This is a genomic window from Methylobacterium sp. WL18 (genome assembly GCF_008040015.1).
GTDB classification, from domain to species: Bacteria; Pseudomonadota; Alphaproteobacteria; order Rhizobiales; family Beijerinckiaceae; genus Methylobacterium; species Methylobacterium mesophilicum.
The window spans coordinates 1-25941 of record NZ_VRVD01000006.1; the positions used below are offsets into that span (position 1 = coordinate 1).

Consider the following 25941-nt stretch of genomic DNA (forward strand, 5'->3'; position numbering starts at 1 on the left):
AGCCGTACCGCTCCTGATGGGCGCGGGCGGCGGAAGCGGCGGCCGACATGATGGCGCCGCGGTCGAACTGGCCGGCGGCGAACAGCGGGCGGCGGGTGGTGCGCACCGTCATGTCGATGCGGGCTTTGGCGGACAGGAGGCCGGGGGCAATCGCCGGGCGGCTGTCGCGGCCGGCGCGGTCGATCTGGGTCCAGGAGACAGTGCGGCGGGACATTGCAAACCCAACTGACTAGGTCTAATTCCTAGTCAGGTATGAGCCCTTCCGCCCATGCCGTCAATAGCCTACTATGAAAAAAACCTAGTCAGGTAGGATCGGAGCGGCGATGTTGACCACGGGCAACCAACTGCGAGCGGCGCGTGCGCTCGTCGGGATGGATCAAGGGACGCTGGCGGATCGGGCAGGGGTGAACATCAACACGATCGGCGCCATGGAAAAGCGGGGCGTGTCCGGGCTTGTGAGCGGCCTCGACAAGGTACAGGCCGTGATGCGCGCTCTGGAAGCCGAAGGCGTCGAGTTCCTGAACCATGGCGAGCCTGGCGTGAAGCTGCGCCGGAAAGATCAAACTTAATTACGTCGCGGAGATCTGCGCGATGGTTGTCATCCGCCTGTCCAAGATCTTGATCGTTGCCGGTGTCGCTTTGACGTGCGCACTCGCCGTTCTCGACAACGTCGTCAACCCGGCAGGAAACTACAGCTTCGTGCAGCATGTTCTCTCGATGGACACGATCGAGGCCGGCGCTCCAATCCTCGATCGAGCGATCATCAACCCCACGCTGCAGAAGGCAGCTTTTGTGGTTATCGTTACAGGCGAGGCGCTGACCGCACTGCTGCTGTGGCTCGGCGTTATCCTGATGCTGGCGCGCTTGAGGGCTCCGGCCACGCGATTTGTCCAGGCCAAAGCCTTCGCCATAGCAGGGCTCAGCATCGGCTTTTTGGTCTGGCAGGCCGGCTTCTTGGGTATCGGCGGCGAATGGTTCGCTATGTGGATGTCGAAGACGTGGAACGGCCAGGAGGCCGCGTTCCGGTTCACTATGATCGTGCTCGGCGCGCTGCTTTACCTCGTGACGCCTGAGCGAGAAATAGAGGGATGAGGACCTGTCGGTTGAGCCAGGGTCTCACGAGCTATTATCCGCAATCGAAGGCCGCCGGCCTGGAGTTCATTCCCGAGAACGGCGGCGGCGCCGGGATCCGGTTTCGGGGGCGGAAGGGGTGAGCACGGGTCCGGCTGTGATTGGGCAATCCAGCATCACAGGCTGCTTGTGTCTGAAGCGTCTGTCAGAGTTCATCTGCTTGTGACCGGCTGGTCCGGAACGCCATCATCAATGCTGCGCTTATGTCGCTTGGATCCTTCAGCCAGAGACACAGCATGCGCCGTTCAGCATCTCTCATTGCCCTCCTCCTAACTACAGCTGTTGTCCTGTCACTCGCACCGAATTCAGAGGCTTGGGCGCGCAGTGCTAGCGCCTCGAAGGCCATGAGGGCTATCGACACCGATAATGATGGGACGATCGATCTGAAAGAGGCTCAGGCGGCCGGCGAGGCGACCTTCGATAAGCTGGAGAAGGACAAGGACGGTAGCCTGACCACAAAGGAGCTGCAGGGCCGCGTCAGCCGCAAGGACCTGAAAGCAGCGGACAGCGACAACGACGGCACGCTCGATAAGAAGGAGTACGGCGCTCTGGTCGAACAGCGGTTCAAGGCAGCCGATCCGGACGGCGACGGCACGCTTGACGCCAAGGAGCTCAAGAAGCCGGCGGGCCGCAGTCTCATGCAGTTGCTGAAGTAGACGATCGCTTAGAAGATCCAGTGCCTCGCCAGGTCGTTATTGGATCGGGCGGCGGGGCCGAGCCGGCAGGGTGCCGATCCGAAACTTGGTCGCCGTCGAACCCGTAGACGACGGATGGCTCGTGGGGCATTCCGTTGGATCATGAGCTTGGTCGCACGGTCAGCGCGCGTCGACGTTGTGCCCTGCACGGCTCACGCAGGCTGCTTCCGCTGGGTCATCACCTCAGCGGACGGCAATCGTTCGGAACGTTCGCCCTACGCCTACACATCTACAGCCGGGGCACGGGCAGCCGGCGAGATCCGGCATCGCGAGATCGGCGGCAGGATCTGAATTTGATCGCCTCACTCCCCTAACCCGGACAAAGCCAGTGCGTCTCGAACCTCAGACAAGGTCGCTTCTGGCCGGATGGCCTGTCGGTGTCGCCTACCGTAGCTCGGCCGGATGTCAGCCGATCTCGCCCCGACCCTACTCCCGAACCCCGTCACGATCTGGCGCAGCGCCATCGAGAAGATCTCCCCGCACGTCTCGCCCTGCCGGTACATGCCGCCGAGCCGGTGGAGCCCGATACGGGAGAACTGCCTGGATTTCATCACTCGGTTCGGCGACGAGGCGCACCGGCTCGGCTGGACGGCGGAGCAGCTATTCGGGGTACATCCCGAGCACGGCACGCTCCGGGTCGACTATTGCGGGGCGCTGATGGCCGCCAGCGACAAGGCGATCGGCGTCGAGGCCACCCGGGTTCTGTACGAGAGGACGTCGAGCTACCGGAACCGGCAGGGGCAGGAATGGGGCCCACCGATCTGGGCGTTCAAGGCGAAGGCCGGTTAGGACTCCCGCCGCTCGCTCATCCCTGTCTCGGTCAGCAGCTCCCGCCCGGCCGGCAGCAGGAGAACGAGTAGGTGCTTTGGCCACCGCGGAGCACACGGCGAAGGTCGCCCGAACCACCTGACAGCGCTGCCGTTCTCCAGAGCGATCCACAGCACTCCACTGGCAAAACGGACCCCATGGCCGCGCCCGGCTGAACCACGCCGCTGGATCTGGCATGTTCCGCTTCCGTTCCAGAAAGGAGGCGAGTGGTGGGTTCCCTGCGGGATGTGCAACCCGGTCGGGTGTACGTGGACTGCTCCTCATGTAAGCGGTCCGGCCGGTACACCGTCACCAGCCTGAGGGAGCGGTTCGGCCCAGATGTCTCGACCCTCGACGTGCTGCGCCACCTGACGGCCTCGTGCCGCTACCAGCGCCCGCCTGGGTCACCGCCTGCCCGAAAATACGAGCATCTGTGCCTGGCCGCGATCACACTGCCGCCGCCGGCACGCCCGACCACACCGGTGCCGCCTGGCGTCCCCTTCACTATCGAGGTCTGGAAGGAGACGGGCGGCTGCGTCGAGGCGCAGCTCGCCGTGATCTACCCCATCGCCATGGCGCGGGCCGCGTTCGAGGCAGCCTGCGATCTGTGGCCGAAGCACGAGGTCACGCTTCGGGATCGGTGCCGGATCGTAGCCCGAAGAGAGCGGCCGGAGGCGTCCGCCAGCGTGGCACCTGCCGAAACGTCTCCTTGATCGCCTGTCCATCCGCTTCAAGCCGAGTCAGCACCAGAAAAGCTTCTCGCTGACGCCCACGCCCCGGAATGCGGGCGCGCTTGGCGATCTGGGTGAGCGTCGAAGGTTCGGATGTGAGCGCCGCCAGGATGCGAGCGCGGGTGTCGTGGCGCGGCCGCGCGCCATTGCGTTCACCGTGCACCGCTACTGCAGCCTCCCGGTGCCGGCGTTCAGGCCCAGACAGATGGCCAGCGCCAACAGATCGCCGGCAGTGAGCCAGTTGCCGCCGTCCACGCGCCAGTTCTCAAAGTCGTCGTCGGCCTCGACAGTGTGGCCGCGGGACGTGATGACGGTCACTGCTTCGGCGATCGGGTCGGTTTCCTCGAACATACCGCCTGATACAGGTTGGAGAAGGCCAGGCCAGGATTATGCATCGTCACGTCGTTGTGAAGGAGAGCCAGCATGGCGCGCTACACGATCGATACCGACGCCGATGCCCAATACGTCGAGGGCGACTACGGCGAGGGCCTGACATGCCACTTGGCGGCGCGGCGCATGGCGCTGTCCGCGCTACCGGACCTGGCCCGAGACAGAGTGCCAGACGGCGACCAAGGCGCGTTCAGAGCGATCGTCCGAGACGAGAATGGCGTAGAGATCTACTCCGCGACGCTCTCGCTCGTCGGCGAGTGGAAGATTACCCCTCCACCCCCCTGATCCGCGTCGCCCCGGCCGGACAGCTGTATCCAGCGCTTTGACTGGCTGATCATGGCGCCTCATCATGGGCCGTCCTGATGAGGGACACCCATCGGCTCGATCCTCATTTATCCCCCCCGGTAGTGAGGGTCGGGCCGGTGGGCCTCGTCGGTCATCGGATCGCAGACTGCCAATTGATCGGGGCGGGCAGCCCGCCTCCGGTCCAACCTATTGGCGAGCTGTGAAGCAGCCATATCGCCTCAATTAGCCCTCTGCCCCGAGAAGGCGCATAGGGTCCCATCCCTCAGCGCAATCCCGTGCCCTGGGCCAAGATATGGAGGCCGAGATGGCGCTCGAACTCAAGACTGGCAAAGCCCAAAGCGTAACACCAGAGGACTTTAACGAGCGGGTGAAGCGCCTGCTGGCAGACAAGCCGGAGCCGCGCAAGGCCGAGACGCGGAGCAAGAACTACAAGGCCAACACGCCGTTCGCGAAAAGCTGAAGATCTATTTTTTGCAACGCGTGCGCATCGGCCGGGCGGCCATATCATCACGGATCGCTCGGCCTTGCGAAAGCCCGACCGCGGCTACGTCGACCTGTCGGCCAACGTTGATCCATGGACCCATCACGGGCACTGTGATCGTGAAATGACGCGATCCGCACCATGCGGCTGTTGAAATTGGTGAGGCTCTTCACGGAGCGCCTGAAGGCGAAGGGCTACCTAAAATGAAGCCGTCCCTGCTCGCTGTGGCGCTGGCTGTGTTTGTACTAGCAGTCGTAGCGGTGCGAGTTCTCGGGGATGCGGGCTTCGATAATGCGCCCATCATCGTATTGGCGTCCGGGCTTATCGCCGGCAGTGCCGTCGCCTTCTTGAGGTAATCAAGAGCGGTCAAGATCGCTGTAAGCGCTAGCCGACGTTCTCGTTGCACGCATCAGTGGCTAGCGGCGTGACCTCACGAGCAATCTGCTCGCCGACTAAATGGAGAAGGACGCGAGCGGCCAGCTGCATCTCGCTCGTGCCGTGCATTTTCACCGCCTCATAGGCGGCGATACAGGCGTCTAGCATCGCCTCGGGGCCTGGATCCTCGGTCATCGTTTCCATCACAGATACGTCGATTAGACGGCTATTGCGGTCTCGCCAAAATCGTACAACCGGTGGTTTTAGGGGGGTGCTATGCGGATGAAGATTGCATAGCCGGGTTGCGTGCGATCTCATGGTCTGCAATTCAGGCGTGCATTAGACCTCACCGGTTGTGTGGCCGATGGAGAGCATGCAAATGCCGAACGACCCTCGGCCCACGGCTTTTGCGGAGCGCGCCGCACAACACCTGCAGCGGTTAGTTCAGGTGCTCGACGAGCCACTTGAAGCCTTCCTCGGGGAAGCGCCCTTCAAGTCCGACGCGGCTGAAGCGGCCGAATTGCTCCGCCTATGGCACGCGATCCAAGACCCTGAAAATCGGCAGAGCCTCTTGCTCGCCGCTCGCGGGCTCGTCGATCGCGAGGCTGATGCACGCCTGGCCGCAGAATAGGACGGCCCCGGGCGATGCGGTTGCTCGCGACAGCCGAGGCCCACGAAGCCGCCCGTGTCATCTTCATCGAGGAGAACGGCGAGGGACTTGGGGTGCGGCTGAGGAAGCATTCGGCGGATGCGTAATTCGCCTAAAACTTAAGGCATCTCTCGCCTTACAAATTCGTCAAACAGCGGCACAGTGAAATCAGTCATGCCGTAGGCAGGACTCCAGATCATGCCTTTTGAAATAAGATTCGCCCGCAATGGTGCGACTGTAGACACGCTAGCTCCGTAGCGTTTGGCGATGTCACCGGATGAATGAGGGCCTATACCTAGTCGGCCCATGGCTTGAATGTATCGACGTTCGGTTGGCGTCATGCGTTCAAGGCGCACGCGGAAAAAGCTTTCGTCCAGCCGCCGGATAGCCTCTAATTCCGCGGCCCTGACAACAGCAGCGCCGATTGGACTCGACTGTGCAATATTCCAGGTTACATAAGCCCATTCTTGCAAAAAATATGGATAGCCCTTTGTTACCTCATAAATGACTTCAAGCGCTTCGTCAGTAAACTCTACACCTTCGTCCGAAGCTGGTACGGAGACAGCTGAAATTGCGTCGTTTTTACGTAAAGCCTCGACCCGCGGAAAATCAAACAGCCGTTCTGCGTAAGATTTTGACTCCCCCATCTTGCCCAATATTTGTGGGAGCCCGGCGGCTATAAGCACAACAGGCAACCCCCTTTGGTTGACGCGATGTACAGCCATAATAAGGGCGCCAATTTCGCTTTCTTGAAGATATTGGATTTCATCAACTAAAATGGCAACGGCGGTTTTTCTGTCGGCGGCAGCTTGGCCAATAGCAGTAAAAAGTTCTGGCAAATCATTCGCTAGATCGCCGCTGTCAGCGACGCCAGCTTCGGCGCCAAAATCCAAACCAACCTCAACATCGGCGATATTGATTTTCAAACCGTTGGCAAAATTCCTCAAAATTGACAGTCCTTTGCGCCCGATTTCCTTCGCTCCTTCCATACGATTTATGCGAAGCATAATTGTCCTGAGTTGCGGTATAAGAAGCGCCGCTAAACTCGCATTGTCGTGTGCCTCAAGATACGCAACTTGATAGTGCTCTGCCTCGGCTAGCTCGAGAACTTTGTTCAAAACAACGGTTTTGCCCACTCCGCGTAGACCAACGGCGACAAAGCTCTTGGCGTGCCGACCCTTTTTCGCGCGGGCCAACGCTACAGTTGCATTCTCTACGAGATCATCGCGTCCTGCGAGAAGAGGCGGCCTGGTGCCGGCGCCTGGCGCATATGGATTTGAACCAACGTCCATGAGGCTCGACCAGCTTAGGAAGTTTATGGGGTTTATCAGGTTTATCGAGCTTATGGTGGTTTATCAACCTACGCGTTAAGTCCGGCGTCCCTCAATAAGTTGGCTTAGCCGCCCCTCGACACCGCCATCCCGGCGGCTATCCTCCCGCCATGCGCACAGCCCTCGCCGCCCTCGCCTTCGTCGTCGCTGCCGGTGGGGCGCAGGCTCAGCAGCAGCTGCCGACCCTGAGTTGCTGACCGCTGAGGTGAAGGCTGCCTAGGACTGCGAAGGCTCCGGCGATCCCGCCGTCATCCGTGAGCAGTGCAGGCTTCGCGATCGACTGAGCGGCCGCTTCGCTCAAGCTGGCTACTGCTATGGCTGCAAGGGGGCAGCGCTGAACGTCTCAATATCCTCAGATGCTAGCCCGGTCTCGTGACGCCGATCGCTCCTGTTCCAAGCGCAACTTTGCCAACGCCTGCTTACCAGCGGCATTAGCAGAGGCACGGCTGATGAAAGTAGCAGTAGACTGCATAATTGGCAGTTCGCGCTTCGCTTCATAAATCGCCCAGGTCCAAGGCGAAGGTTCAAAGCTACTGGCATCTACTTGGACGCGATACTTGATTGCAATGCTGGTCATTTTACACCATCGCATGCTCACCTCCGGCAACCAAGACAGAGCCGAGTAGGGTTAGCACATCAGACCGGTAAGGATTGCTCCACGAAAAAGCCCGCGCCGGCGAACCGGGCGGGCTTCTCCAGATCCAACGCTCCGGGGGGGAGCAGCTCGGACCCAGGCCGATCCTACGACAGGTGAGATCAAAAGGAAGCCCCGCGCGGCGGATGCCGACGGGGCGAAGGTAAGGGACCTCTTGGTGCGTTACGCCAGGCGGCAGGCCGACCGTATCAGCATCGCAGGCGCAGGAGAGCCCGCCGCGATGACAGATTGGGCGGGCTCTCAGCCTGAGGTTATTAGGTGTCGCCGCGGAGCCCAAGGCTCTGATGCGTGAGATGATAAGACAGGCATCGCAGGGAGCACACCTTCAAGCGTAAATAGTGTATAGCACCGCTGCCGGGGTTATCAGCGCGTTGACTGCGCCTATTACAACCAATCCCGTGACGACGTCGCCATGAAGTTTGGGGTTATGCTCGAATAGATACTGTGCGGGAAACGCTAGTATTGTTATCGGTAGCATGCACAATACGCCGATTGTCCATGCAATTAGGCATGGCACAAAGACTAATGCGCCTATCGCATGGTCTAGGCGAAAGCTGCTGTCATGCTCTCGTTCTGCATAGGCCTGGGCCATCCGACGCGCCGCTCGTGCTAGGTTACGAATGCAACTATCGGTAGCATATCGATTTGCAGCGCTACCTCAACGCGAGTCTGCAGCTAGGCTTGAGGGCTGATTACGGAGAACCGGTTCACCCACGCCGAAGCAGCAAGCCTCCGAGAGTCGCGGCTAAGCTTTCTGGGATCACTCGGTTCGATGGAGCGCAGCACACGCAAGGGTAGTGTTCCGGAACACATCACGGATTGGCGGGTGGTGATTAACCATTCCTCGCACCGTCCTCGCCGACGTGACTAATAGAGGCGCCGGTGCTGGAGGGTCTCCACCATGATGTCGCTCGCCGCCATCCGACTCGCCGCCCCGGTGCTTCTAATCGTTTCGTGGGCCGCCCCGACTCTCGCGCAACCTGCCGCCAATGGTGGCCCCAAGCTTCTCATTCACGGAAATTACTGCGGCCCAGGCAACAACGCTCCGCTGCCACCCATCGACGCGCTGGACGCAGCTTGCGCCCGCCACGACGCCTGCACGCCTGATGTCGGCCTACCATCGAAGGCCTGTAATCTCCGGCTGGAACGCGAAGCGGAGGCGGTCGCCCACGATCCACGCCAGCCGGACGACGTGCGCTCGATGGCCGGCTTCGTAGCGTCGTTTGCCGCTTCCAATGCTTCGAGTACGACCCCGCCGGTTATCCCGGCGAGGTTGGCCAGATAACGGACCCGCCCTTCCGCACCTCCGGTCGTCGCCATGGCTTGCTCCTCCCGCAGCGCCAGATTTTTGGGTAGGCGTCCGACGGGCAGCGGGTGAGCTCGACCAATCAGGCCGTTCTTGAATTCGCGCGTGTGGTCGCGTGGGCTCAGTTGTGCGGCGAGAGTCTGCGGGCGGACGGTATGACGAACGCGACCCGACTGACCAACGCTGGACGACAGAGCGGTCCTTCGTTTGGGGGAAGCGCACGAAAACCCACGCCGCTATCGATAGTCAGATCGTGAGGAGCGCCGCCTGCCGGCATCGTCCTGAGGGCGAGGATTTAGGAATGACCACGAGCTTGATCGCACCGGCGGCTCAAGTCTGCGCCTTCGCATTGGGCTGCGCTGTGATCCACGTTGCTCGCGCCCACGCCGCTGCCATCACACGTGTACTTGCGGCGGTGGCAATCCTGACAGCCGCGCTCGTCCTGCTGGGAGCTTCTCTGGCCTGTGCCCCGGACGACGACATGCGGCTGGACGACATCACCGCCTACAACGGTGCCTGATCGGCGGCATCTGGAGGATCCAAGATGCTGTTTGGTTTGAGCATGTTGGCTTTATGCAGCGGCGTCCTGTTCGCCATCGAAGCTGTACGGCGGCCCCTGGCACGCGGCATCCTCGAAGGGGTGGCTGGCAGCTTGATCGTCGGTGGCCTTGGTCTCCTTGGGAGTGGGCTACATCCGTTCCCGTGACGTACCGGTTGAACATAGATTACGTACTTAATACGTAGTTAACCAACATGGCTGAGGGTCACTGCAACGCAGCGGTTCCGCCAATGCGAGCCGCCGTTCTCAGCCTCTCATATCGGTCACGACCCTATGGCTCTTGGGTACGTCATCGCGCTCGTCCTGATCGGGGCGGGCTCGGCACTGTTCTTGGCTAGCGCCCGTATGGTCCGTCAGGAGGCGCGCGCCCGAGCCGCAGACCTCAAGACCTTCCTGAAGACAGGCGTGGCTCCGACCATACCCACGCCTGGCATGAGTGCACTGAGGGCAACGTCGCGACTACCCGCTGAGATCTTGTTGTTGCAAGCGTCTAGCACGCCTCAAGCCGACGCCGCCCGCGCGCTTCGGCGAGCCTACGACAACCCCCGAGCCCGCACGGCTGCTGCCTGATCGGCGTCCATAACTTAGGTGGCTTCGAACGAGCTATGGCGTTTACATCTCTGATCGCGGGCGCCTGCAGCGTGCACTGCCAGGCAGCGACAGCTACTCCCGCGGCTGCTACAGCCCTGCCTCTTCCCGTCAGCGCGCCCGAGGCGTTCGCGACACCGCAAAGCATGCGGCGGGCAAGCACGTGACGACAGGCGGTCTCCGGGCCAGTTCCCCGTAGGCCGCCCGTGAAGCCTCGGCCGGGCAGTCGCGTGAGAGTCGGTGCGGCGGGGGAACTGGACACCGCAAGCGCCGGCTCATGGCCCGTTATTGAAGGCGGCTGGACCCAGTGTTAGCCCTGATCCAACGGGGCGAGAGAATGTCGCCGTCCTCTGTGATGATCCAAGGCTGCGCATCGTCTGCGTCTATGGCTTCAGCCGCTGCCGCAAGAGCTTGGCGTAGCGTCGGGAACTCATGACCCTGTGCGACGTGCGTTGGCCCCCGGCCAGGCCACACGGTTAGCTCGGCGCGCTTGTCGAGGTCGGCTCGCGTCATGCTCTGCTCACGGCTGTTGCGGGAGCGAGAGTGCCTACCGCCGACATGCGGCGAGCGAGTGACAATCTGGTTAACGGCTGGTTTCGCTAGACCGTGATGCCCATGCCGCGGGTGCAGGAAGACGTGACAGCTATGTGCTCTGGTCGGAGATCGAGCATTGTTTGTTGCGTCGCACCAGATTAAGTGTGCGTTGCGGGATCGCGATGGCGTCGCAATCCCGCTGCCCTGAGAAGGGCGTTTCCTCCCTAGACTTTGGGCCGCTCCTTCGGGGGTGGCCTTTTCTTTGTCCGGGGCGGCTTCGGTAACTGAACCGAATGCCGACGGCAAGCAGGATGATGCCGATTGCGGCTGTCCTCCGCAGAAGCTTGAACGATATTGATCACGATGACGTTCAGCCCATGACCGATCGAACCGATCCGTCTGGAGCAAAACGCCATGTCGATGAAGACACTCGCTCTCGCCGCCGCGCTTTCTGTCGCGATGGCGGGAGTAGCACTCGCTCAAACCCCCGCCGGCGGAGGCAGCGCCGAAGGCAACATGAATAACCCGGGCAGCGTGAAGAGCCCGTCTCAAAAGCGGATGGGTGGCCAGAGCGGCATGATGGGGCGGCGACACATGACCCGTCACCGGCGTCATCACATACGCCGCTCCCGCATGTGATTTCATGGTTCAGCCCCGCAGCTGCGAAAACTGCGGGGCTCCTTCCCATCAGACTGGGCGACCGGCGACCTCCGCGGCTGTCCCGTCCGCGACCTGCGCCTCAAACTAGCTAGGCCATGCCATCCTTGGCTGCCTTGTCTGGATCTTCAGGTTTGCTCTCGGCGTCTTGCACCACGTCTTTGCTCTCAGGCTCGCTCCCCGTCGTCGGGTCGGGCACATTGATGTTTCGGATCGGCACCGTCGGCGGTACGACGCTGATGCCATGAGGCTTATCGGTCTCGGTCATCGCTATGCCGTCCCTCAGTGACACCGGGACGTCGTGCGGACCAGATGACCCGCCCGGCATCATCCCTCAACGTCGCAGATCCTGCACGATTGGCAATCAGGTCCGCGAACCGGGCATCGGCATAGGCGATCGCCTCCGCATCCGTGCGCATCACGATTTGCTCGGCCGCAACCGAGATGCCGCTAGCGCACCGGCGATGAATGGAGCATTCAAGGTGGAACACAGCCATCTCAAGGGGCAGGCAATACCCTTGCCAGAATGCACGGGTCGATCGGCGGCGATGCCTGTCCGGAGAAGCCCTGTTCCGTGAGATCGACCGCCTGCACGACGGCGACATGGTCGTGGTCTGCGAAAAGCTCGGATTGTGGTTGGGCGTCGTCTACGGATCAGCGTCGCTCGGTTGCCAGACCACGATCCTCACGCCGGTCGAGCAGAGTTACACTGGCCCCTGCGAGCATGGCTGGGTCATGGCTCGCAACGTGAGCGTCGATCCGAGGTGGCGTCGGCTCTACATCTCCTCGATGGCATCCGCCGACGCGTGCTTGTGGCGGCTCACCTCCTTCAACCCCTCGGATCACGATGAACGCCCTCAAGGATCTGCTTGCCCGCTTCGGCCGGACTGTTACGGCCTATGCCGGCGACGAAGCGCTGATGCAGGCGGGGGTCTCAGCTGCTGCCAACGTCATCGTGGCCGATGGCGAGGTCGCGGGTGACGAATTCGAGACCGCGCTCGTGGGTCTACGCGCTAACCCGATCATCGAGAAAGGCTACGACCTCCTGATGCTGGAGGAGGCGCTGTACGAGGCGATCGCCCGGGCACGGACCCGCGCTGGCCGAGTGGAGAACCTTCGCCGGCTCGCTGCGATCGCCAGTCGTCCGATCGAGCAGCGGCAGGACGCGTTTTTGGTCGCTGCTGATGTCGCCGACCATGAGGGTGTCAGCGAGATCGAGGACAAGGCGCTGACTGAGATCGCCGCAGCCCTTATCGTCGACAAGGCCGCACTGATGCAGACCGCGGTAGCTCGAACTACGCCAAGCCTATCGGCATAACTTCTCCGCCCTCATCGAGCATCTCAACCACGCTAGAGGGATAGGAAGGTCGCGGCCGAGCGGGTACGGCGGTCGTAAATCCGTGGTTAGCTATCCCGAGAGAGCAGGCGGAACGGCAAGCTTGGCCGTCTGTTCCGGCTACATGGAACACTATAGATCCACCCTCGTCACCACTGCGATTGCTGCCTTCGGGCTGCTGGTCGCCGCCCACGTCCTACATCCGGGCAACTACGAGAGGTCGGAACGCAATATCCGGGTCGTTGTAGTCGCTGATGGAACGGCGGCGGTGCCGACGATCTGGGCAGATCCTCCGCATAGACTACACGGCAGTGAGCCTGCTGCGTTGATGGCGGATAGCGGCGCACTGTTGGCACACCGGCCAACCATGCCCCTGCCGCCGGGGGTGAGGACATTGCCTAGGCTGTCGAGCACCCTGGTACATCCAGCCGCCCAAAGTAGGACAGCTGACGGTGATCCGATCGGTGACTTGATCCGCGATCTCGACCTCGATCAGGATAGCTGACGGCTCTGTCAGCCGTATCTCAAGCGTAGGGCCCACCGAACAGGTCGCCCATCGCCTTCCGCCGGAACAGCGTCCGCCTACGTCTGCGTTGGTGCTCCGGTCGGTCGTGGATCATGTGGCAGCGCTGGCAGAAGGCAGCGAGGTTGGCGTCAGCGTTGTTGGCGGTGTCGTGATCGCGATGGGCGGCCGCCAGGACGACATGGGTCCGCCGAGCGCGACCTAGGATGTCGACGCCAGACCTGATCCGGATCCGGCGCCCCCATCCATCGCGCCAACGGCTGGCCTCAGCGTCCCACCAGCGCCCGTCCCCGAGGTGGTAGACCATCTGCCCGTGTGGCCGCCCACATCTCTCGCACCGGCCCTGTGCCCGGCCAAAGCGGATCGCCATCGACAGCTCGCGCCAGTCGATCGGATAGAAGAAGCGGTGCTCGGGCCGGATCGGCATGGTGGCGGCACTGTGCCACCAGGTGTGAAGGAAGCGTAGCGCTAGAATGCGCTTACCTACTGCCCATGAACCTGTCCGACCTAGAATTCTGGGCGCTCCTCGCCATCGCGCTCCTTGGCCTGTTCGTGCCGGTGATCATCGTGTGGTGGAAGGATCGCCCGATCATGCCGATCGCAGTGCTGAGCCTCGCGTTCTGGCCTGGTGCGCTGATCCTGGCGCTGCGGTTGCGACGCCGTCAGGATTTGTAACTTCAATAAGGATGGGTGCCTGAACGATACCGACCGTGAGGATGTTTGCTGCTGGGCTGATCGAACCGATCGGCCTGGAGGAACATCCATGTCGATCAAGACAATCGCTCTCGCTGCCGCGCTCACCGTGGCGATGTCAGGAGCAGCGATGGCGCAGACACCTGCTGGCGGCGGTAGCGCCGAAGGCAACATGAACAACCCGGGCAGCGTGAAGAGCAGCTCCGATAAGGCGATGGAGACCGGATCAGGCTCAATGACCACAGGGACCGGCCCAGGGACCAGCGGTGGTCCGCGCGTCGATACCCCCGGTGCACCTGCAGGCAGCGGCTCGGGCAACGGCACCACTGGCAGCGGTGCTGCTCCGAGCGGCAAGTAACTTCTATGCGCCCCGTGGCTCTCGTGCTGCGGGGCCGCCCCGCCGGGCTCGATCCGCTTCCTCGGCTGCAACTGCCTCGACCGCAGCGATCACGTTCTCCAACTCGGCGGCCTGACGAAGAGCGCTTCCAGCCGGCAGCCCATCGTGTTCGGCCATCGCAAGGATGAGCGTGCGCTGGTGCGCCTTCAGGCGTTCGAGGAGGATGTTGAGCTTGTCAGACATCCGTGGCCTGTACCGACCGCCAAGAGGCTCGACAACCTCAGGGGCGCATGCCTACCTGTGCAGTATGCGCTACGCCCTCGCCGCCGTAATCCTCGCAACCGCCACAGTGGCTGAAGCAGCGCCGAGCAGCGAGGCTGCTGAACTAGAACAGACAGTTCGTGCAGCCTCACGGTTCGAAGCTATAGCGCGAGTCTGCCCTACCCTCATCCCAACCGATGTAGACCGGTCTCGTGTCTACTCTGAAACCTACATCAAGGCTGCTCGCCGCTTCGACCAAGATCGGACGAACGCGATGATGCCGGATGAGATGAAGCGGCGCATCACAGAAGTGCAGATCACCGGCGAGCAGCGATGGTGTGAGGACCAGCGGCGCTATCTGCACGAGGTAGGCGCTGGAGAGGTGTTCCCCGTAGCTAACTCGCGCTCCAAGCGCCGCTGATCTCTGGTGCTTAAGCCACCGCCGACTGGGCGTTCTGCAGAGCGAGGCTGTGCATGTTGCCGAACGCCGACTCCATGATGCGGGCGGCCTGCCGCGGGTTCTCGGATCCATTGATCGTCGTGTTCTGATTGAACGTCTGGTGGACGGCACGATTGCTGGCCCCGCCATTGTTCACGACGTTCAGCGCTGCCGCCGGGTTCGGCTTCATGATTGCGTTCACGTCGAACCCGCCGGGATCCATGCGCGGCACGATGCGGGGCTTCGTTGTGTCGTCATTCGCCGCTGCACGTGCGCGTTCCGAGGCCGGAGCGGCACCCAACAGCCCCTTCGGATCCATCAGGTTGCCGTCTTTGTCCCGCGCCTCAAAGTGAAGGTGTGGGCCGGTCGAGCGGCTGTCATGCCGGCGAAGCTGAGCGATCACCTGCCCGGCTGCTACGCGCGCACCGTCCGCCACGTTCGGCACGACATGCCTGTAGGTGGTAGAGGCGCCGTCGCCCTGCTTGATGGTTACGTCTCCCGACGCGCCGATCGTCACCAAGCCCGCGGTCATGGCTTGCACGTTCGTTCCTGCGGGTGCGGCGAGATCGATGCCGGCGTGCATCTTCATGTCGCCCGTGATCGGGTGGCGACGCATGCCGAAGTCGGAGGACATGCGGCCGGCGCCGGCCAGCGGGTGAGCGCCGCCGGCCACTTGGTTGTTCCCAGTGGCGTCCGGGGTCGGTGCGTAGCCGGACTCGCCCCACTTCGGATCGCTGTCGCGGTCGCCCTTGTAGCCCATCCAGTTGCGAAGCCACTTCCGCCCGTTCTTGGCGAGCCCCTGCGCTACCCACCGCGTCTGGTCAGGGATCGTCTTGGGGTCGCGCACGTCGAGGCCGGTTTCCCGCTCGAACTCGACGCCCAAGCCCTTCTTCCGGTTGAGCTGGTACGGCCCCCACGACGACTCAATGGAGTTGTCTACCTTGTCGTAGTGCGACCCGTGGCCGCTCTCGCCGGCCCGGATCCCGTGCATGATGCGCGGGTCGATGCCGGCCTTCCTGGCTTCCGCCTCGATCAGCGCCGTGAGGCTGCCGGCGCGGCTGCCGCTCGGGACGCCGCCGATCGGTGCTGGAGCGTCCTTGCCGCCCATGCCCCTCGGTAGGATCTTCTCGTACCAGCGGCGGTCATCCTTGACGGTGCCAGGCGTCGCGTAGCCGACCGCGCCGCCGGTCCGCATCTCGTTGAGAAGATCGGCCGTGCGCTGTCCGCTCCCGAGCACGGTATTGGTGCCCGACGACCACGACAGGAAGCGGGCGATCTTCTCGATCCCGCTGGCGATGCGGTCCACGTTGTCAGCGAACTGCCGCATGCGCGTGCCGAACGCCTCCCACTTCTTCATGAACTCGTCGCCGTTCGACCCCGTGAACAGCTTCAGCACGTCGCCCAGCTTCGTCGCCAGCCATATCGCGGCGTTGGAGATGCCGGTCAGGATCTCGTCCACCTTGCCGGGGTTGGCCGCGATCCAGTCGTTGAAGCCCTTCAGGATCCGCTCCAAGGCCGGCGCCAGGCTGACCATCAGCTTGTCGCTGAGCGCCGAAATGGTGGCCTGCAACCGGCTGAGGGTGCGCTGGAAGGCCATCGAGGCTTCAGCGGCCTTGGCCGAGTCGATCCCGAGCGCCTTGGTGGTGGCGTTGTACTCGGCGCGGTATTCCTTGATCTTGCCGAGCTGCCTCGAAATGAGGTTGTAATCCTCCTCGCTGATGCCGGCCAATCCAGCCTGGCGGAAGCCGACATCGTAGGGCTGCTTATTCAGCGCCTCCACCGTGTCGAGAAGCTGTTGCGCCGTGTCCTTGGTCATGTCCACGCCGAGGCTCTGGACGTAGGACTTCACCCCGCTGTTCTCGCGGATGGCCTTGGCGAAGCTCTCCACCGCGCCGACCGCCTGCTGCGCGGATCCGCCGGTCTGCCGGAAGGCGTAGGACAGCGAGTTGATGCTCTGCACCGAGGCACCGGTTCGCGCGGACACGAACCCAAGGTGATCGAAGGACTGAGCTACCCGGTTCGCCGCGTAGCTCACAGCCGTCGCCATCGCAGTCGCGGCGAGCGCCAGCCGGCTCATGCCGGCCATGAACTCGTCGTTGTGCTTTTTGCGCTTCTGCGCCGCGTCCTTCTCGGCCTTCTCCCTCTGCTCGGCCGCTGCCAGGGCCGCCCGCGCCTCCTTCAAGTTCGCTTCGCGCGTGAGCTTGGAGATCTCCTCGGCCGATTTCGCACCTTCCCACCGGGCATCCTCGACCCGCTTTTCGGCGTCGCGGACGGCCTTCTCGTAGTCGGCGATCGACTTCTTGGCGGTGTTCAGCGAGCCCTGGTTTACGTCGAACCCGAGGGCGACCATGAAGGCTGCAATGGTGTCCATCGTCGTCCCCTCAGTGTAGCTTCGCTGCGGCGGCGCGGATCTCGGCCGGGAGCATGTCGCCACCACCGTCGATCCACCGCTTCACCGTCAGCCCGAGGGCGCGGCCCATCAGCAGTTGCATCACGGCGCCATCAATGTCGGGGAAGGCCGGCTCAAGGTCGCCCTTCGGCCAGACCTGGTGCCACTCACCGCCGACCTCTCGGGACAGGGCGCCGAGGCTCGCGCGCTCGATGATGTCCGTGTCGTCGTCGGTGAGCTTGCCCCAGGCGCCGAACACGGCTTGTGAGATCTTGATCATGTCGATGTTCGGCCGCAGTGCCAGCCGCGAGCCGGACGCCAGCACGAGCGGCAGCGCCTCGGCGATCAGCGGGGCGAACCGGCGCTGGATCTTGGTCTCGGTCTGGGCCTTCATGCCGTCGAAGCGGTAGCGGTGTCCGGCAATCTCGAACTCGGGCGGCATGGCTCAGCTCTCCAAGTGGGCGGCGGCAGCGCGCAGGACGATGTCGCCGAGCCGTTCAAGGCTCTCGGGCTCCAATCCACCCGTCACCACGAAGCCGGTCAGCACGGCGACGGCGATTTGCGTACAGATCTCGTCGTCCGCCTCGATGCCGTAGTGGCCGAGGCCGACCCGAGCCCCCTTCATGGCGCCGTCAAAAGATTGCGGCTCGAAGTAGTCTTCGATTTCAATGTCCATTGGCGGGCATCCCTATTCCGCGCGAGGCCAGTGCATAGGATGCCGAAAGGGCTTCCAGCCGGACGCAGACGAAGTTGCTGAAAAATGGGTCGCCGCGCGTGTCGCCGGTGTGCCCGACGTAAAACACCTTGTAGCGACCATCAGATGCGATGCCGAATTGATCCAGCAGGGCATTGTTGGGTGCGCCCGTGATGCTTGGATCGTACTCGGCCTGCTGAATTGAATTCTGGTCGATCCTCACGACGCAACCGGGCACCATCCTGCCATTGAGCAGGCAGACGCCCTCGATGCCCTGGATCGTCTGCACGGGCATGCCGACGAGCCCCGTCTTGCTGTTCAGGATGATGTCGCCGCCGGGCAAAGCGCTGGCGTTGCCGAGGACTTGCAGCTTCCCTTGCTGGACCGACCACGACGTGCGCGTAGCAGCGCAGATCTGCCGCAGATGATCCTTCGCGTTGCCGAACAAAGCGGCCCCGCGCGGAAAGCTCACCTTGGACAGCACCGCCTTGTCGATGAAGCCGAGGCCGACGCCCAAAGCTTTCATCGGATCGGCACAGGCCATCACCCGGTCGTAGTAGGTGTGCCCGGCCGAGAGCGTCTTATTCACGATGGCGTAGTTGCGGGGTGTGCTCTTATCGGTCGCCAGGATCGCCAGAACTTTGTCGGTCACATCGGCCCGAAGATTGCGCGCCTGCTGGATCTCGCCTTTGAACAGCACGTAGGACGGGCCCGACACGTAGCCGGCGCTTACCGTTACGGTCTTCCCTCTGAAGAAGGCCGGGTTGGTGCTCTTGTCGGCGAGATTGAACACGCCGATCCGGGCGACGTTCGGCGTCGAGGTGTCGGCCATGGAGATCTCGAACGTCATGCGCAGGCCCTGCCCGCCGTTCTCGTCGCCACGGTAGGTCCAGGTCGCGCCGCCTTCGATCTTGACGGACATGTTGCGCAAGTACTGCCCGCTCATTGAGCGCTATCCTGCTGGTGAGATAGCGTTGCCCTACCTATGCAGCGACTATCAGCTAGCGCTGCCTCAAGGAGACGGCGGGCGAACGCACTCACAGTTTGCCCGGCGGCGTCGGCGGCAGACAAGAGATCAGCCCGTAGGGGACGGTCGAGCCGGATGTATAGGTGGGAGGGAAATTTGACGGACATAGATTCTCTCGTCGCATTCGAGAGCTTTGTCTCATAATAATCGTTTAAAGTCTTGCGCTAATTGCGCATACCAGTGTCCATTAATAGATGTTTTAACGCCATTATATGTGTTTTGTTTTATTTGAAAGTGCCGTTTAGTGCTTCCTGATTTCTGCGCAGGGAGCATGGCTGGGACCGAATAAGGTCCAGCCGAGTGCCCCCACTTCTATCACGCTAGTTCTTTTGCGCCGTGCGCCGTCTGCGCGCCGCGAGGATCAGAAGCATATGCTCAGCCTTGTCGTCGAAAAATTTCTTCATCAGCTTAATGTTTTCGGCGTTCTCGTACCAATCTCCCGCACCTTCATTCACTACAGAAAACAGGGTCTTCACGCGGCCCCACATCATTCCGAATTCTACAGCTTCGTGCAGGTCTTCTCCAGATCCTAGCATTTTGCTTATGGCATCGGAATACAGGGCGGGTTCCGTATCTGCTCCGCTAATTCCAGCCAATGACCTTTCAAGCCGCCACTCGACCTCCTCGCTGATTGAGCGGCCATTCTCCTTGGCCACCTCTGCAAGGCGCTGCCGCAAGTCGCCCCGCGTCCGGAACGTCAGATTCCCGTCCTTCCGCTCCGCCGGATCTTTCGCCGGGCGACCGCGCCGTTTGGGTTCCAACTGCTCTGACATCGCGAACTCCAATTAATGCGATTTTTCGCACGCGGTATGCGCGCAATAAGGTTGACAATTGCTTCCTGATATCCGAACTTAATCGAACATATTCCGAGTGCAACAAATATCTTGTGAGGACCCGATGGGCGATGAGGTTCTGACCGCACTAAACGAGCCGACCGTGGATCTCCTGGTTGCCGGACGCATCCTGGGTATCGGCCGGAGCGCGACCTACCGGGCTCGGAAGGCTGGGCACATCCCCACGGTGAGGGTCGGGCGGCAGTTCAGGGTTCCGAGCGCGAAGCTTCGAGAGATGCTCGGCTTGCCGCCGCATCCGCCCTCGTCTGGCTCGACGCCCCTCGCCGCCTGAACCCGCCATCGGCGGGGCGTGCCCCGCTGGCCGGATCCCTCCGCGCCGTACCGGCCGGCGCATCCACACCTCAGCACGAAAAAATGGCCCCGACACGAGGGTCACTCGCGCGGGGCCAAAAGGCTGAACTGCTATGTCTCTATGTAATCGACGTCGCCCCACGCGGCAATGCCGTTCTGTACCTACGTCACCGCCAGACCTTCCGTCCGTCGAAGACCTGCGCAAGCGCGCTGTTCTCGGTCGCGTACGCAGCCCTGAGCTTGCCGCGGTGATCGCAGGCTTGGCTTACGCCACGCCAGAGACGTGGAGGGCTGCTCGATGACAGCCTCCTGCACTATCCGTCCGCCCGTCGGCGCGCTCGCCTGCGCGAACTGCACGGCTTGGTCCCACTGGGATCACGTGACCGTCGGCCAGGATGGCCCCGGCGGCTTCCGCGTCATCGGTCAGAAGCCCACGGGGCAGTGCCGGGCCAACCCGCCGAGCATAAATTCCGACGCGATCGGTTCCGAGACAGCCATCTGGCCGGTCGTCGGTTCCGAGGATTGGTGCCGGCAATTCGAGATGCGCGACCAGCACGAGGTGGCGGCATGACGAACGTCGTCGCCTTCCCGCTGCGGCGCATGCCGCTTATCGACCGGCGCATCCCTCCAGGGACCGAGGTTATCCTCGCCCCGCTGGCTGACCAGTGGGTGGCCTGGGTCCGCACCCCGGCCGGCCGCCTCGTCGCTCTCGAATACACCTCCATCCGGGATCACGCCCTCTCGGACGCCCGGATCTACGCCGCCCGGTTCAGCATCCCGCTTACGATCCGGGATACGCCGCTCGGGGCCGCGGGGGCCGCCGACATGGGTGAGGTCTACATCTGGCCGAACCCGGAGGATAGTGGATGCTGGGGCGTCGAGCACGTGTCGGCGTCTGGCGACAGCTCGGCGATCCTCGCGACCGCGCTCAGCTTCGACGAAGCCGTCAACATCGCCCGCACTGAGGCCAAGCGGCTGGGCGCGACCTTCAACGACGGCACCGCGCCTCTCGGGGGCAGCGCCGCGTGAACACGAGCTCGCCCCTCGTCGCCGATCCCGTCGCAGTCCGGGCGCATCTCGCCCGGCTGCACGACTGCGCCGGTGCAGCGCTCGCGGGCATGCACCAGCCCGGCATGATGCAGTTGGTGCGCATCCATCCCGGCACCCAGGACACCCTGACGTTCCGCTTTGCCATCGGCGAGGTGGACCACATGGTCGACGAGGCCGTGCGGCAGGCCAATGCCGGGTTCAACGTCTACGTCGAGGGGCGCACCGTCTCGAAGACGGCGAGCAAGCGCGGCAGCCTCGCCGACACGGTCGGGGTCTTCGGCCTCACGGTTGATGCCGACGCCGACAAGGGCAAAGACAGCCGCATCGAGGTCGAGCCATCGCTCGTCGTCGAGACCTCGCCCGGCAACGCGCACCAATGGTTTCTACTCAACCGGGCGCTTCCCGCCAACCAGGCCAAGCGCCTCGGCGAGGCGATCCGCGCGAAGGTCGGCGGCGATTCCGACACCGGCGTCGTCACGCAGCCTTACCGCGTTGCCGGCACCCCGAACTTTCCGGGCAAGGCCAAGATCGCCCGGGGGCGCGTCGCCACGCAGACCCGGATCCTCGATATCGGCGGGCGGGTCTGGACCGCGGAGGAATTGCTCGCGGCGTTCCCGGAGACCGAGAAGCCGAAGGCCAAGGCGCGGCCCAACGCGGCGTTCTCGGGCGAGACCGGCTCGACCGGGCGCACCAGCCCGGAGGCCGAGGCGCTCGCCGCTGAAACCGACGTCCCGAAGCGCTGGCCGCAGTTCTTCGCTGCCGCCAAGGCGGCCTACGCAGACGGCCTGTCGCCCGACGACTTCGAGGCGCTGATCCGGCGCTACCCAGAGGGCTGCGGTGGCAAGTTCCTCGAACCCTACGATCGCCTGCGCCGCGAGGTCGAGCGCGCCTGGGGGTACGTGCAGGCCAAGGCCGACACGGTCGGGCAGGTGCCCGCCGAGCCGACCTATCCGGATGCACGCCGGTCCGTCGCCGAGGCCGAACGCGCCACTGCGGAGGTGATCGGGGCATTCTTCTCCGAAAACGTTCCGGCGCATCTCGCCAAGCTCCAAGAATGGAAGGCCGCTTTCGACGCATGGCAGGAGGACAAGCTCGCCAGGGTGCCGGACTTGGCCGAGCGGCCTCATATTCCTGCGCCGACCTCCTGGGGTGCCCGCATCGAGACCGCGATCGGCAAGACCGAGCTGGCCATCCAGGCGGCCGCGCAGGCTGCCAAAGACGGCTACCGCGTCGTCTACAGCGCGCCGATGCACGCCTTGCTCGGCGAGATCTCTGAGCGCTTCCAGCGGCACGGCGTGAAGGTGCGCGTCTACCGCGGCTATGAGAGCGCCGACCCCGAGACCGAAGGTTTGAGCATGTGCCTGGATCTTCCGGCGATGCGCGACGCCCGAGAGGCTGGCCGCCGGATCCGCCCCACGGCTTGCAGCTACAGCAGTGACGGGCTGGAGTACCGCTGCAAGTTCATGGAGGCCTGTGGGATGGAGCGGCAGCGCGCCGCCAGACCGCGGATCTGGCTCGTACCACACGCGCTCCTGCTGACGAAAAAGCCGACCTTCATCCCGGTCCCGAACGCGATCGTCATCGACGAGAGCATCGCCATGGCGGCGATCCCGGACAAGCCCGAACGCATGTCGCTCGACGCGATCCGGCAGGCCGACATCCGCATGGCGAACGAACTGTTCGCCGCGATGTCGTCGAACGCCAATGACCTCGACGCCGCTCGCGGGCGGTTGCTGCGCGCCCTCGACGATCACGCAGGCGACGGCTCGCTGCAACGGGAGATCCTAATCCGACACGGCGTCACCAGCATATTGGCTGGGCAAGCCCAGGCATTGGAGGAGATGCGCATGCGCGACCCCGGCATTCGCCCCGGCATGGACGCCAAGGACCGCAAGGCCCGGCTCGCCAGCGTCGGGCCGCTGAATGCCGAGGCGCGGCGCCTCTCCGACATCTGGGGCGAGCTGCGCGTGTTCCTGTCTGGCGACGCCAAAGCATCCGGGCGCCTGCGCCTGCGCTACGACACCGAGACCACCGCGCGCATGTTGGAATGCCGGTCGCTGAGGCAACTCGGCGACGGCTGGCACGCGCCCGCCCTGCTTCTCGACGCCACCCTGCCGCCGGCCGAGTTGCTGACGCCCGTGCTCGGCCACCCCGTCGAAGTCCGCGCCGACATCACGGCGCGCTGGAGCGAACACGTCTCGGTGCGCCAGATAGCCGGGGCGCCGGTCAGCGCGACCAAGCTCGGCATCGTCGAGGGCAAGGAGCCAGAGACCCCGCGGCGTTCCGTCGGCTACCTCATGCGCCTGATCCGCCTGCGCGCCGCCCTGGCGTGGCCGCGTACCGTCGTGGTCATCGGCCCGAAGAAGCTGATCGGCCTGCTGAAGGCCGCCAGCCTACCCGAGAACGTCGAGACCGGGCATTTCGGGGCGGTTGCCGGTATCGACCATTGGCGCGACGCTGCCGGCCTGATCTGCATCGGCCGTCTCCAGCCCGGCCCCCTCGACACCGAGGCCATGGCTGGCGTCATCACCGGGCGCGTGCCGCCGACGGTGGCGCCGATCGAAGGCAAGGGCGACGGCGTCTGGTACCCGAAGGTCGACGGCGGCATCCGCCTCGCCGACGGCACCGGCGTGTGGGTCGAGCAGGAGCGTCACCCCGACCCCATCGTTGACGCTCTGCGCTGGCAAGTGACCGAAGCCGGGTTGATCCAAGCCATAGGCCGGCTACGAGCTCTGCGGCGGACCGCCAAGACCCCAGCCTTCCTCGACCTCGTCTCGGACGTGCCGCTGCCGATCAGCGTCGATCGGGTCGTGCCCTGGGCCGAGGCACTGCCAGGAGCCTGGGCCAACATGGCCCCGGCCGGCGTGCTGCTGGAGAGCGAGGCCGACATCATGGCCGCCTTCCCGGACCTTGCGCCGACACGGGATGCGGCCCGGGCGCACACCGTTACGACGTCGGGGGTAACCTCTATAGAGAACTTACCTATAGGGTTTACCCCCAGCCTTGTAACGGTGTGCGCCTACAAGCGCCGCGGGCGATACGAGCCTGCCACCTGTCACCTGCTCCCGAACCGGCCGTCAGATGTGCACAGCTGGCTGTCCGGCCGACTTCACGGGCTGGATTGGCTCAAGGTCGATGGCGTGGAGCAATCGGCACCGTCTACGCCCGAGGCCGAGGGCGTAGCGCTCGACAGCCCGGCCGACATGGCGGTGGCGTGGCCTCACCTCTGGCCGACAGCTGGCGCAGCGCGCGTCTGGCGCGTCCGCAACAAAGACATCAGGCTTCAAGCCGGGGCGGTTCGCTTCCGGTATCAGCGGCCTGGTGCCCGCCAGAAGTGGCGGACGGGAGCCTATGACCCCGTGATAGTGCCGGCCCCCCGGGTATGGCTAGAGGATCGGCTGGGCTGCCAGCTGGCCGGCTTCGAGACCCCGAAGGTGCTCGAAGGAGCTGGGCCGCAGACGGCCTCACCGGCTGCTTCCCCCGCGCCACTCCTACCAACCGAGCCTGTCGTCGTCAGCAATCCGGCCGCGAAATCGGCCGTCCTGGTCGGCACGCTTGGTCGCTGGCTCGAACTGATGAGGCAGGCCGAACCTGCCAATGCGCACTTCCGAGCGCCCCTCTCGCCCGCCGCAGCCTCGTTTTTCTGACCACCCCCGAAGGAGTCCTCCATGACCCGCAAGCTCGACCCAGACCGCAGGCCCCATCCCGGCCGTACGCTCGCCCAGCGCAACGCTCTCGATGCCATTGGCTGCGGGGAGCCCCCGCGCTGCTCCCCAAAGACCATCAGGGCCCTGCTTGATGCCGGGCTTATCGTCGACACCGGCGGGGAAGTCCGCTGCGACGCCCTTGGGTCCTACCGGATCCCAAGCTACGCGATGCCAATCCCCGTCCACATGCAGTGGTGTTCGGCTATCGCCGCCACCGACGAGGAGATGGCCAGCCTGGAGGGGTTGGTATGATCCCCGCCGAGATCGCCACGAAGCTCGCCAAGATCATTCCGCGCCTCGCGACCGAGCATGAGGGCGAAGTGATCAACACGGTCAGCGCGATCAGCCGGATCCTGGTCGGCGCTGGTCTCGACTGGCACGTGCTCGCCAAGGTGATTGAGGAGGCGGGCAGCCCTCAGATCGCGACGTTCGACTGGTCCGAGGTCGCAGACTTTGATCCGGATCAGGCTGCTCCGGCCCGCCACCAGGAGCCGAAGCCCGACCCTGATGCGCCTGACGCGCCGTCTCGTCGTGGGGGCCTGCCAATCTGGGGCGTGAAGAAGATCGAGCCCTGGTGGGTCATCGCCGGGTACTGCCTCCAGATGGACTGGGCCTTGCCGAAACCCTTCGGCGGGAAGTCGCTCACGAAGGCGGACAAGGACCGGCTGCGCGCCGTTCAGAGGCTCGGCCCCGTCACCAACGCCGACGCCGACTGGATCGAGAGCGTCGTCACTCGATGCCATGCCGCCCGCGATGCGTGGCGCGCCCGAGATCGGAAGGCCGCAGCATGACGCCCCGAGAGATCGCCGCCTTCAACGCCGGTATCCGCGCCGCCCGCGAGGCCGCGCTGATCGTCGCCATCACCCTGGAGACCCGCGAGAGCGCGACCTGTGTTCGGGATCGTGCTGCCATCCAGGCGCTGCGGGGCCTCGCGGACGGTCTCGACGCTCTGGTGCTCGGCCGAGAAGCGGATCCGATGCAGCGTGTCTTCGCAGCCATCCAGGCCGAGGATGGCGACAGCGGCGCCATCGAGTGTCCCACCTGCAAGGGCCGCCTCGTCTGGGGTCGGGACAGCAGCAACGGTCACCTGCACGGCCAGTGCGAGACCGATGGATGTCTTCGGTGGATGCAGTAGGCCAATCCTA

General features: G+C 63.8%; 35 protein-coding genes. 21 read left to right on the forward strand and 14 right to left on the reverse strand.

What is annotated here, in order from left to right; translation table 11 throughout:
- A partial coding sequence (locus FV228_RS01175; protein WP_147852916.1) for a hypothetical protein occupies positions 1-214 on the reverse strand: 214 nt, incomplete at its 3' end.
- Positions 215-323: 109 nt separating this feature from the next.
- On the opposite strand from FV228_RS01175, the gene FV228_RS01180 reads away from it, so the two are divergent.
- The 5 genes from FV228_RS01180 to FV228_RS01200 all read left to right on the forward strand — a co-directional run bounded on the left by FV228_RS01180 (position 324) and on the right by FV228_RS01200 (position 3346).
- Positions 324-569, forward strand: a complete 246-nt coding sequence (locus FV228_RS01180; RefSeq protein WP_147852917.1) for a helix-turn-helix domain-containing protein — start codon at positions 324-326, stop codon at positions 567-569.
- A 22-nt stretch (positions 570-591) separates the two neighbouring features.
- Complete coding sequence (locus FV228_RS01185) at positions 592-1092, forward strand: DUF2165 domain-containing protein (RefSeq protein WP_147852918.1); 501 nt, start codon at positions 592-594, stop codon at positions 1090-1092.
- Positions 1093-1388: 296 nt separating this feature from the next.
- Positions 1389-1787 (forward strand): EF-hand domain-containing protein, encoded by a 399-nt coding sequence (locus tag FV228_RS01190; RefSeq protein WP_147852964.1) that lies wholly within the window; start codon positions 1389-1391, stop codon positions 1785-1787.
- Between the two features lie 441 nt (positions 1788-2228).
- Positions 2229-2615: a hypothetical protein gene (locus tag FV228_RS01195; RefSeq protein WP_147852919.1), complete on the forward strand. Its 387-nt coding sequence runs from the start codon at positions 2229-2231 to the stop codon at positions 2613-2615.
- A gap of 248 nt (positions 2616-2863) precedes the next feature.
- Positions 2864-3346, forward strand: coding sequence for a hypothetical protein (locus FV228_RS01200; protein ID WP_246693785.1), 483 nt, complete (start codon positions 2864-2866; stop codon positions 3344-3346).
- A 183-nt stretch (positions 3347-3529) separates the two neighbouring features.
- Here FV228_RS01200 and FV228_RS01205 read toward each other — a convergent pair whose 3' ends face one another.
- The gene (locus tag FV228_RS01205) at positions 3530-3715 is read right to left on the reverse strand and encodes a hypothetical protein (protein ID WP_147852920.1); all 186 of its coding nucleotides are present in this window, start codon (positions 3713-3715) and stop codon (positions 3530-3532) included.
- A 72-nt stretch (positions 3716-3787) separates the two neighbouring features.
- Between FV228_RS01205 and FV228_RS01210 the strand changes: the two genes are divergently transcribed.
- Both FV228_RS01210 and FV228_RS32825 read left to right on the forward strand, forming a co-directional pair.
- Positions 3788-4039: a hypothetical protein gene (locus FV228_RS01210; RefSeq protein WP_147852921.1), complete on the forward strand. Its 252-nt coding sequence runs from the start codon at positions 3788-3790 to the stop codon at positions 4037-4039.
- A gap of 325 nt (positions 4040-4364) precedes the next feature.
- A complete protein-coding gene (locus FV228_RS32825; RefSeq protein ID WP_187277586.1) occupies positions 4365-4520 on the forward strand; it encodes a hypothetical protein in 156 nt (51 codons plus the stop codon).
- A gap of 405 nt (positions 4521-4925) precedes the next feature.
- Here the strand turns inward: FV228_RS32825 and FV228_RS01215 are convergent, their stop codons facing one another.
- On the reverse strand, positions 4926-5120 hold the full coding sequence (locus FV228_RS01215) for a hypothetical protein (RefSeq protein ID WP_147852922.1): 195 nt from the start codon (positions 5118-5120) through the stop codon (positions 4926-4928).
- A gap of 169 nt (positions 5121-5289) precedes the next feature.
- On the opposite strand from FV228_RS01215, the gene FV228_RS01220 reads away from it, so the two are divergent.
- Entirely contained in the window at positions 5290-5547 is a 258-nt protein-coding gene (locus FV228_RS01220; RefSeq protein WP_147852923.1) for a hypothetical protein, read from the forward strand.
- Positions 5548-5684: 137 nt separating this feature from the next.
- On the opposite strand, the gene FV228_RS01225 is transcribed toward FV228_RS01220, so the two are convergent.
- Positions 5685-6857: an ATP-binding protein gene (locus tag FV228_RS01225; RefSeq protein ID WP_147852924.1), complete on the reverse strand. Its 1173-nt coding sequence runs from the start codon at positions 6855-6857 to the stop codon at positions 5685-5687.
- Positions 6858-7248: 391 nt separating this feature from the next.
- The gene (locus tag FV228_RS32830; protein ID WP_187277587.1) at positions 7249-7473 is read right to left on the reverse strand and encodes a hypothetical protein; all 225 of its coding nucleotides are present in this window, start codon (positions 7471-7473) and stop codon (positions 7249-7251) included.
- Positions 7474-8452: 979 nt separating this feature from the next.
- Here FV228_RS32830 and FV228_RS34885 point away from each other — a divergent pair.
- Both FV228_RS34885 and FV228_RS01240 read left to right on the forward strand, forming a co-directional pair.
- On the forward strand, positions 8453-8836 hold the full coding sequence (locus tag FV228_RS34885) for a hypothetical protein (protein WP_147852925.1): 384 nt from the start codon (positions 8453-8455) through the stop codon (positions 8834-8836).
- A 322-nt stretch (positions 8837-9158) separates the two neighbouring features.
- Complete coding sequence (locus FV228_RS01240) at positions 9159-9377, forward strand: hypothetical protein (RefSeq protein ID WP_147852926.1); 219 nt, start codon at positions 9159-9161, stop codon at positions 9375-9377.
- A gap of 912 nt (positions 9378-10289) precedes the next feature.
- On the opposite strand, the gene FV228_RS33945 is transcribed toward FV228_RS01240, so the two are convergent.
- Both FV228_RS33945 and FV228_RS32835 read right to left on the reverse strand, forming a co-directional pair.
- Entirely contained in the window at positions 10290-10517 is a 228-nt protein-coding gene (locus FV228_RS33945; protein WP_147852927.1) for a hypothetical protein, read from the reverse strand.
- 769 nt (positions 10518-11286) lie between these two features.
- On the reverse strand, positions 11287-11463 hold the full coding sequence (locus FV228_RS32835) for a hypothetical protein (RefSeq protein ID WP_187277588.1): 177 nt from the start codon (positions 11461-11463) through the stop codon (positions 11287-11289).
- Between the two features lie 579 nt (positions 11464-12042).
- Between FV228_RS32835 and FV228_RS01260 the strand changes: the two genes are divergently transcribed.
- A complete protein-coding gene (locus FV228_RS01260) occupies positions 12043-12513 on the forward strand; it encodes a tellurite resistance TerB family protein (RefSeq protein WP_147852930.1) in 471 nt (156 codons plus the stop codon).
- A gap of 542 nt (positions 12514-13055) precedes the next feature.
- Here the strand turns inward: FV228_RS01260 and FV228_RS01265 are convergent.
- A complete protein-coding gene (locus FV228_RS01265) occupies positions 13056-13481 on the reverse strand; it encodes a hypothetical protein (RefSeq protein ID WP_147852931.1) in 426 nt (141 codons plus the stop codon).
- Positions 13482-13546: 65 nt separating this feature from the next.
- On the opposite strand from FV228_RS01265, the gene FV228_RS01270 reads away from it, so the two are divergent.
- Both FV228_RS01270 and FV228_RS01275 read left to right on the forward strand, forming a co-directional pair.
- Positions 13547-13729 (forward strand): hypothetical protein, encoded by a 183-nt coding sequence (locus FV228_RS01270; protein ID WP_147852932.1) that lies wholly within the window; start codon positions 13547-13549, stop codon positions 13727-13729.
- 88 nt (positions 13730-13817) lie between these two features.
- Positions 13818-14105: a hypothetical protein gene (locus FV228_RS01275; RefSeq protein ID WP_147852933.1), complete on the forward strand. Its 288-nt coding sequence runs from the start codon at positions 13818-13820 to the stop codon at positions 14103-14105.
- 3 nt (positions 14106-14108) lie between these two features.
- Here the strand turns inward: FV228_RS01275 and FV228_RS33705 are convergent, their stop codons facing one another.
- Positions 14109-14327: a hypothetical protein gene (locus FV228_RS33705; RefSeq protein WP_147852934.1), complete on the reverse strand. Its 219-nt coding sequence runs from the start codon at positions 14325-14327 to the stop codon at positions 14109-14111.
- A 292-nt stretch (positions 14328-14619) separates the two neighbouring features.
- Between FV228_RS33705 and FV228_RS32840 the strand changes: the two genes are divergently transcribed.
- Entirely contained in the window at positions 14620-14766 is a 147-nt protein-coding gene (locus FV228_RS32840) for a hypothetical protein (protein WP_187277589.1), read from the forward strand.
- Positions 14767-14776: 10 nt separating this feature from the next.
- On the opposite strand, the gene FV228_RS01285 is transcribed toward FV228_RS32840, so the two are convergent.
- From FV228_RS01285 to FV228_RS01305, 5 genes are all read right to left on the reverse strand, one after another.
- The gene (locus FV228_RS01285; protein WP_147852935.1) at positions 14777-17155 is read right to left on the reverse strand and encodes a M23 family metallopeptidase; all 2379 of its coding nucleotides are present in this window, start codon (positions 17153-17155) and stop codon (positions 14777-14779) included.
- A gap of 10 nt (positions 17156-17165) precedes the next feature.
- Entirely contained in the window at positions 17166-17615 is a 450-nt protein-coding gene (locus FV228_RS01290) for a hypothetical protein (protein WP_147852936.1), read from the reverse strand.
- A gap of 3 nt (positions 17616-17618) precedes the next feature.
- Positions 17619-17849 carry a hypothetical protein gene (locus tag FV228_RS01295; RefSeq protein ID WP_147852937.1) on the reverse strand — a complete coding sequence of 77 codons (231 nt, stop codon included), beginning with the start codon at positions 17847-17849 and terminating at the stop codon, positions 17619-17621.
- Positions 17839-18813 (reverse strand): hypothetical protein, encoded by a 975-nt coding sequence (locus FV228_RS01300; protein WP_147852938.1) that lies wholly within the window; start codon positions 18811-18813, stop codon positions 17839-17841. The genes FV228_RS01295 and FV228_RS01300 overlap by 11 nt, the downstream gene beginning before the upstream one ends.
- 401 nt (positions 18814-19214) lie before the next feature.
- Positions 19215-19667, reverse strand: a complete 453-nt coding sequence (locus FV228_RS01305) for an Arc family DNA-binding protein (protein WP_147852939.1) — start codon at positions 19665-19667, stop codon at positions 19215-19217.
- Positions 19668-19791: 124 nt separating this feature from the next.
- Here FV228_RS01305 and FV228_RS33950 point away from each other — a divergent pair, with 124 nt between their 5' ends.
- The 7 genes from FV228_RS33950 to FV228_RS01340 all read left to right on the forward strand — a co-directional run bounded on the left by FV228_RS33950 (position 19792) and on the right by FV228_RS01340 (position 25931).
- Entirely contained in the window at positions 19792-20019 is a 228-nt protein-coding gene (locus tag FV228_RS33950) for a helix-turn-helix domain-containing protein (RefSeq protein ID WP_147852940.1), read from the forward strand.
- A gap of 318 nt (positions 20020-20337) precedes the next feature.
- Positions 20338-20610, forward strand: coding sequence for a hypothetical protein (locus FV228_RS01315; RefSeq protein ID WP_147852941.1), 273 nt, complete (start codon positions 20338-20340; stop codon positions 20608-20610).
- On the forward strand, positions 20607-21068 hold the full coding sequence (locus FV228_RS01320) for a hypothetical protein (RefSeq protein WP_147852942.1): 462 nt from the start codon (positions 20607-20609) through the stop codon (positions 21066-21068). The genes FV228_RS01315 and FV228_RS01320 overlap by 4 nt, the downstream gene beginning before the upstream one ends.
- Entirely contained in the window at positions 21065-24736 is a 3672-nt protein-coding gene (locus FV228_RS01325; RefSeq protein WP_147852943.1) for a DNA-primase RepB domain-containing protein, read from the forward strand. Before FV228_RS01320 ends, FV228_RS01325 begins: the two co-directional genes overlap by 4 nt.
- Before the next feature lie 21 nt (positions 24737-24757).
- The gene (locus FV228_RS01330; protein ID WP_147852944.1) at positions 24758-25048 is read left to right on the forward strand and encodes a hypothetical protein; all 291 of its coding nucleotides are present in this window, start codon (positions 24758-24760) and stop codon (positions 25046-25048) included.
- Entirely contained in the window at positions 25045-25587 is a 543-nt protein-coding gene (locus FV228_RS01335; protein WP_147852945.1) for a hypothetical protein, read from the forward strand. Before FV228_RS01330 ends, FV228_RS01335 begins: the two co-directional genes overlap by 4 nt.
- The gene (locus FV228_RS01340; RefSeq protein ID WP_147852946.1) at positions 25584-25931 is read left to right on the forward strand and encodes a hypothetical protein; all 348 of its coding nucleotides are present in this window, start codon (positions 25584-25586) and stop codon (positions 25929-25931) included. Before FV228_RS01335 ends, FV228_RS01340 begins: the two co-directional genes overlap by 4 nt.
- Positions 25932-25941 lie beyond the last annotated feature (10 nt).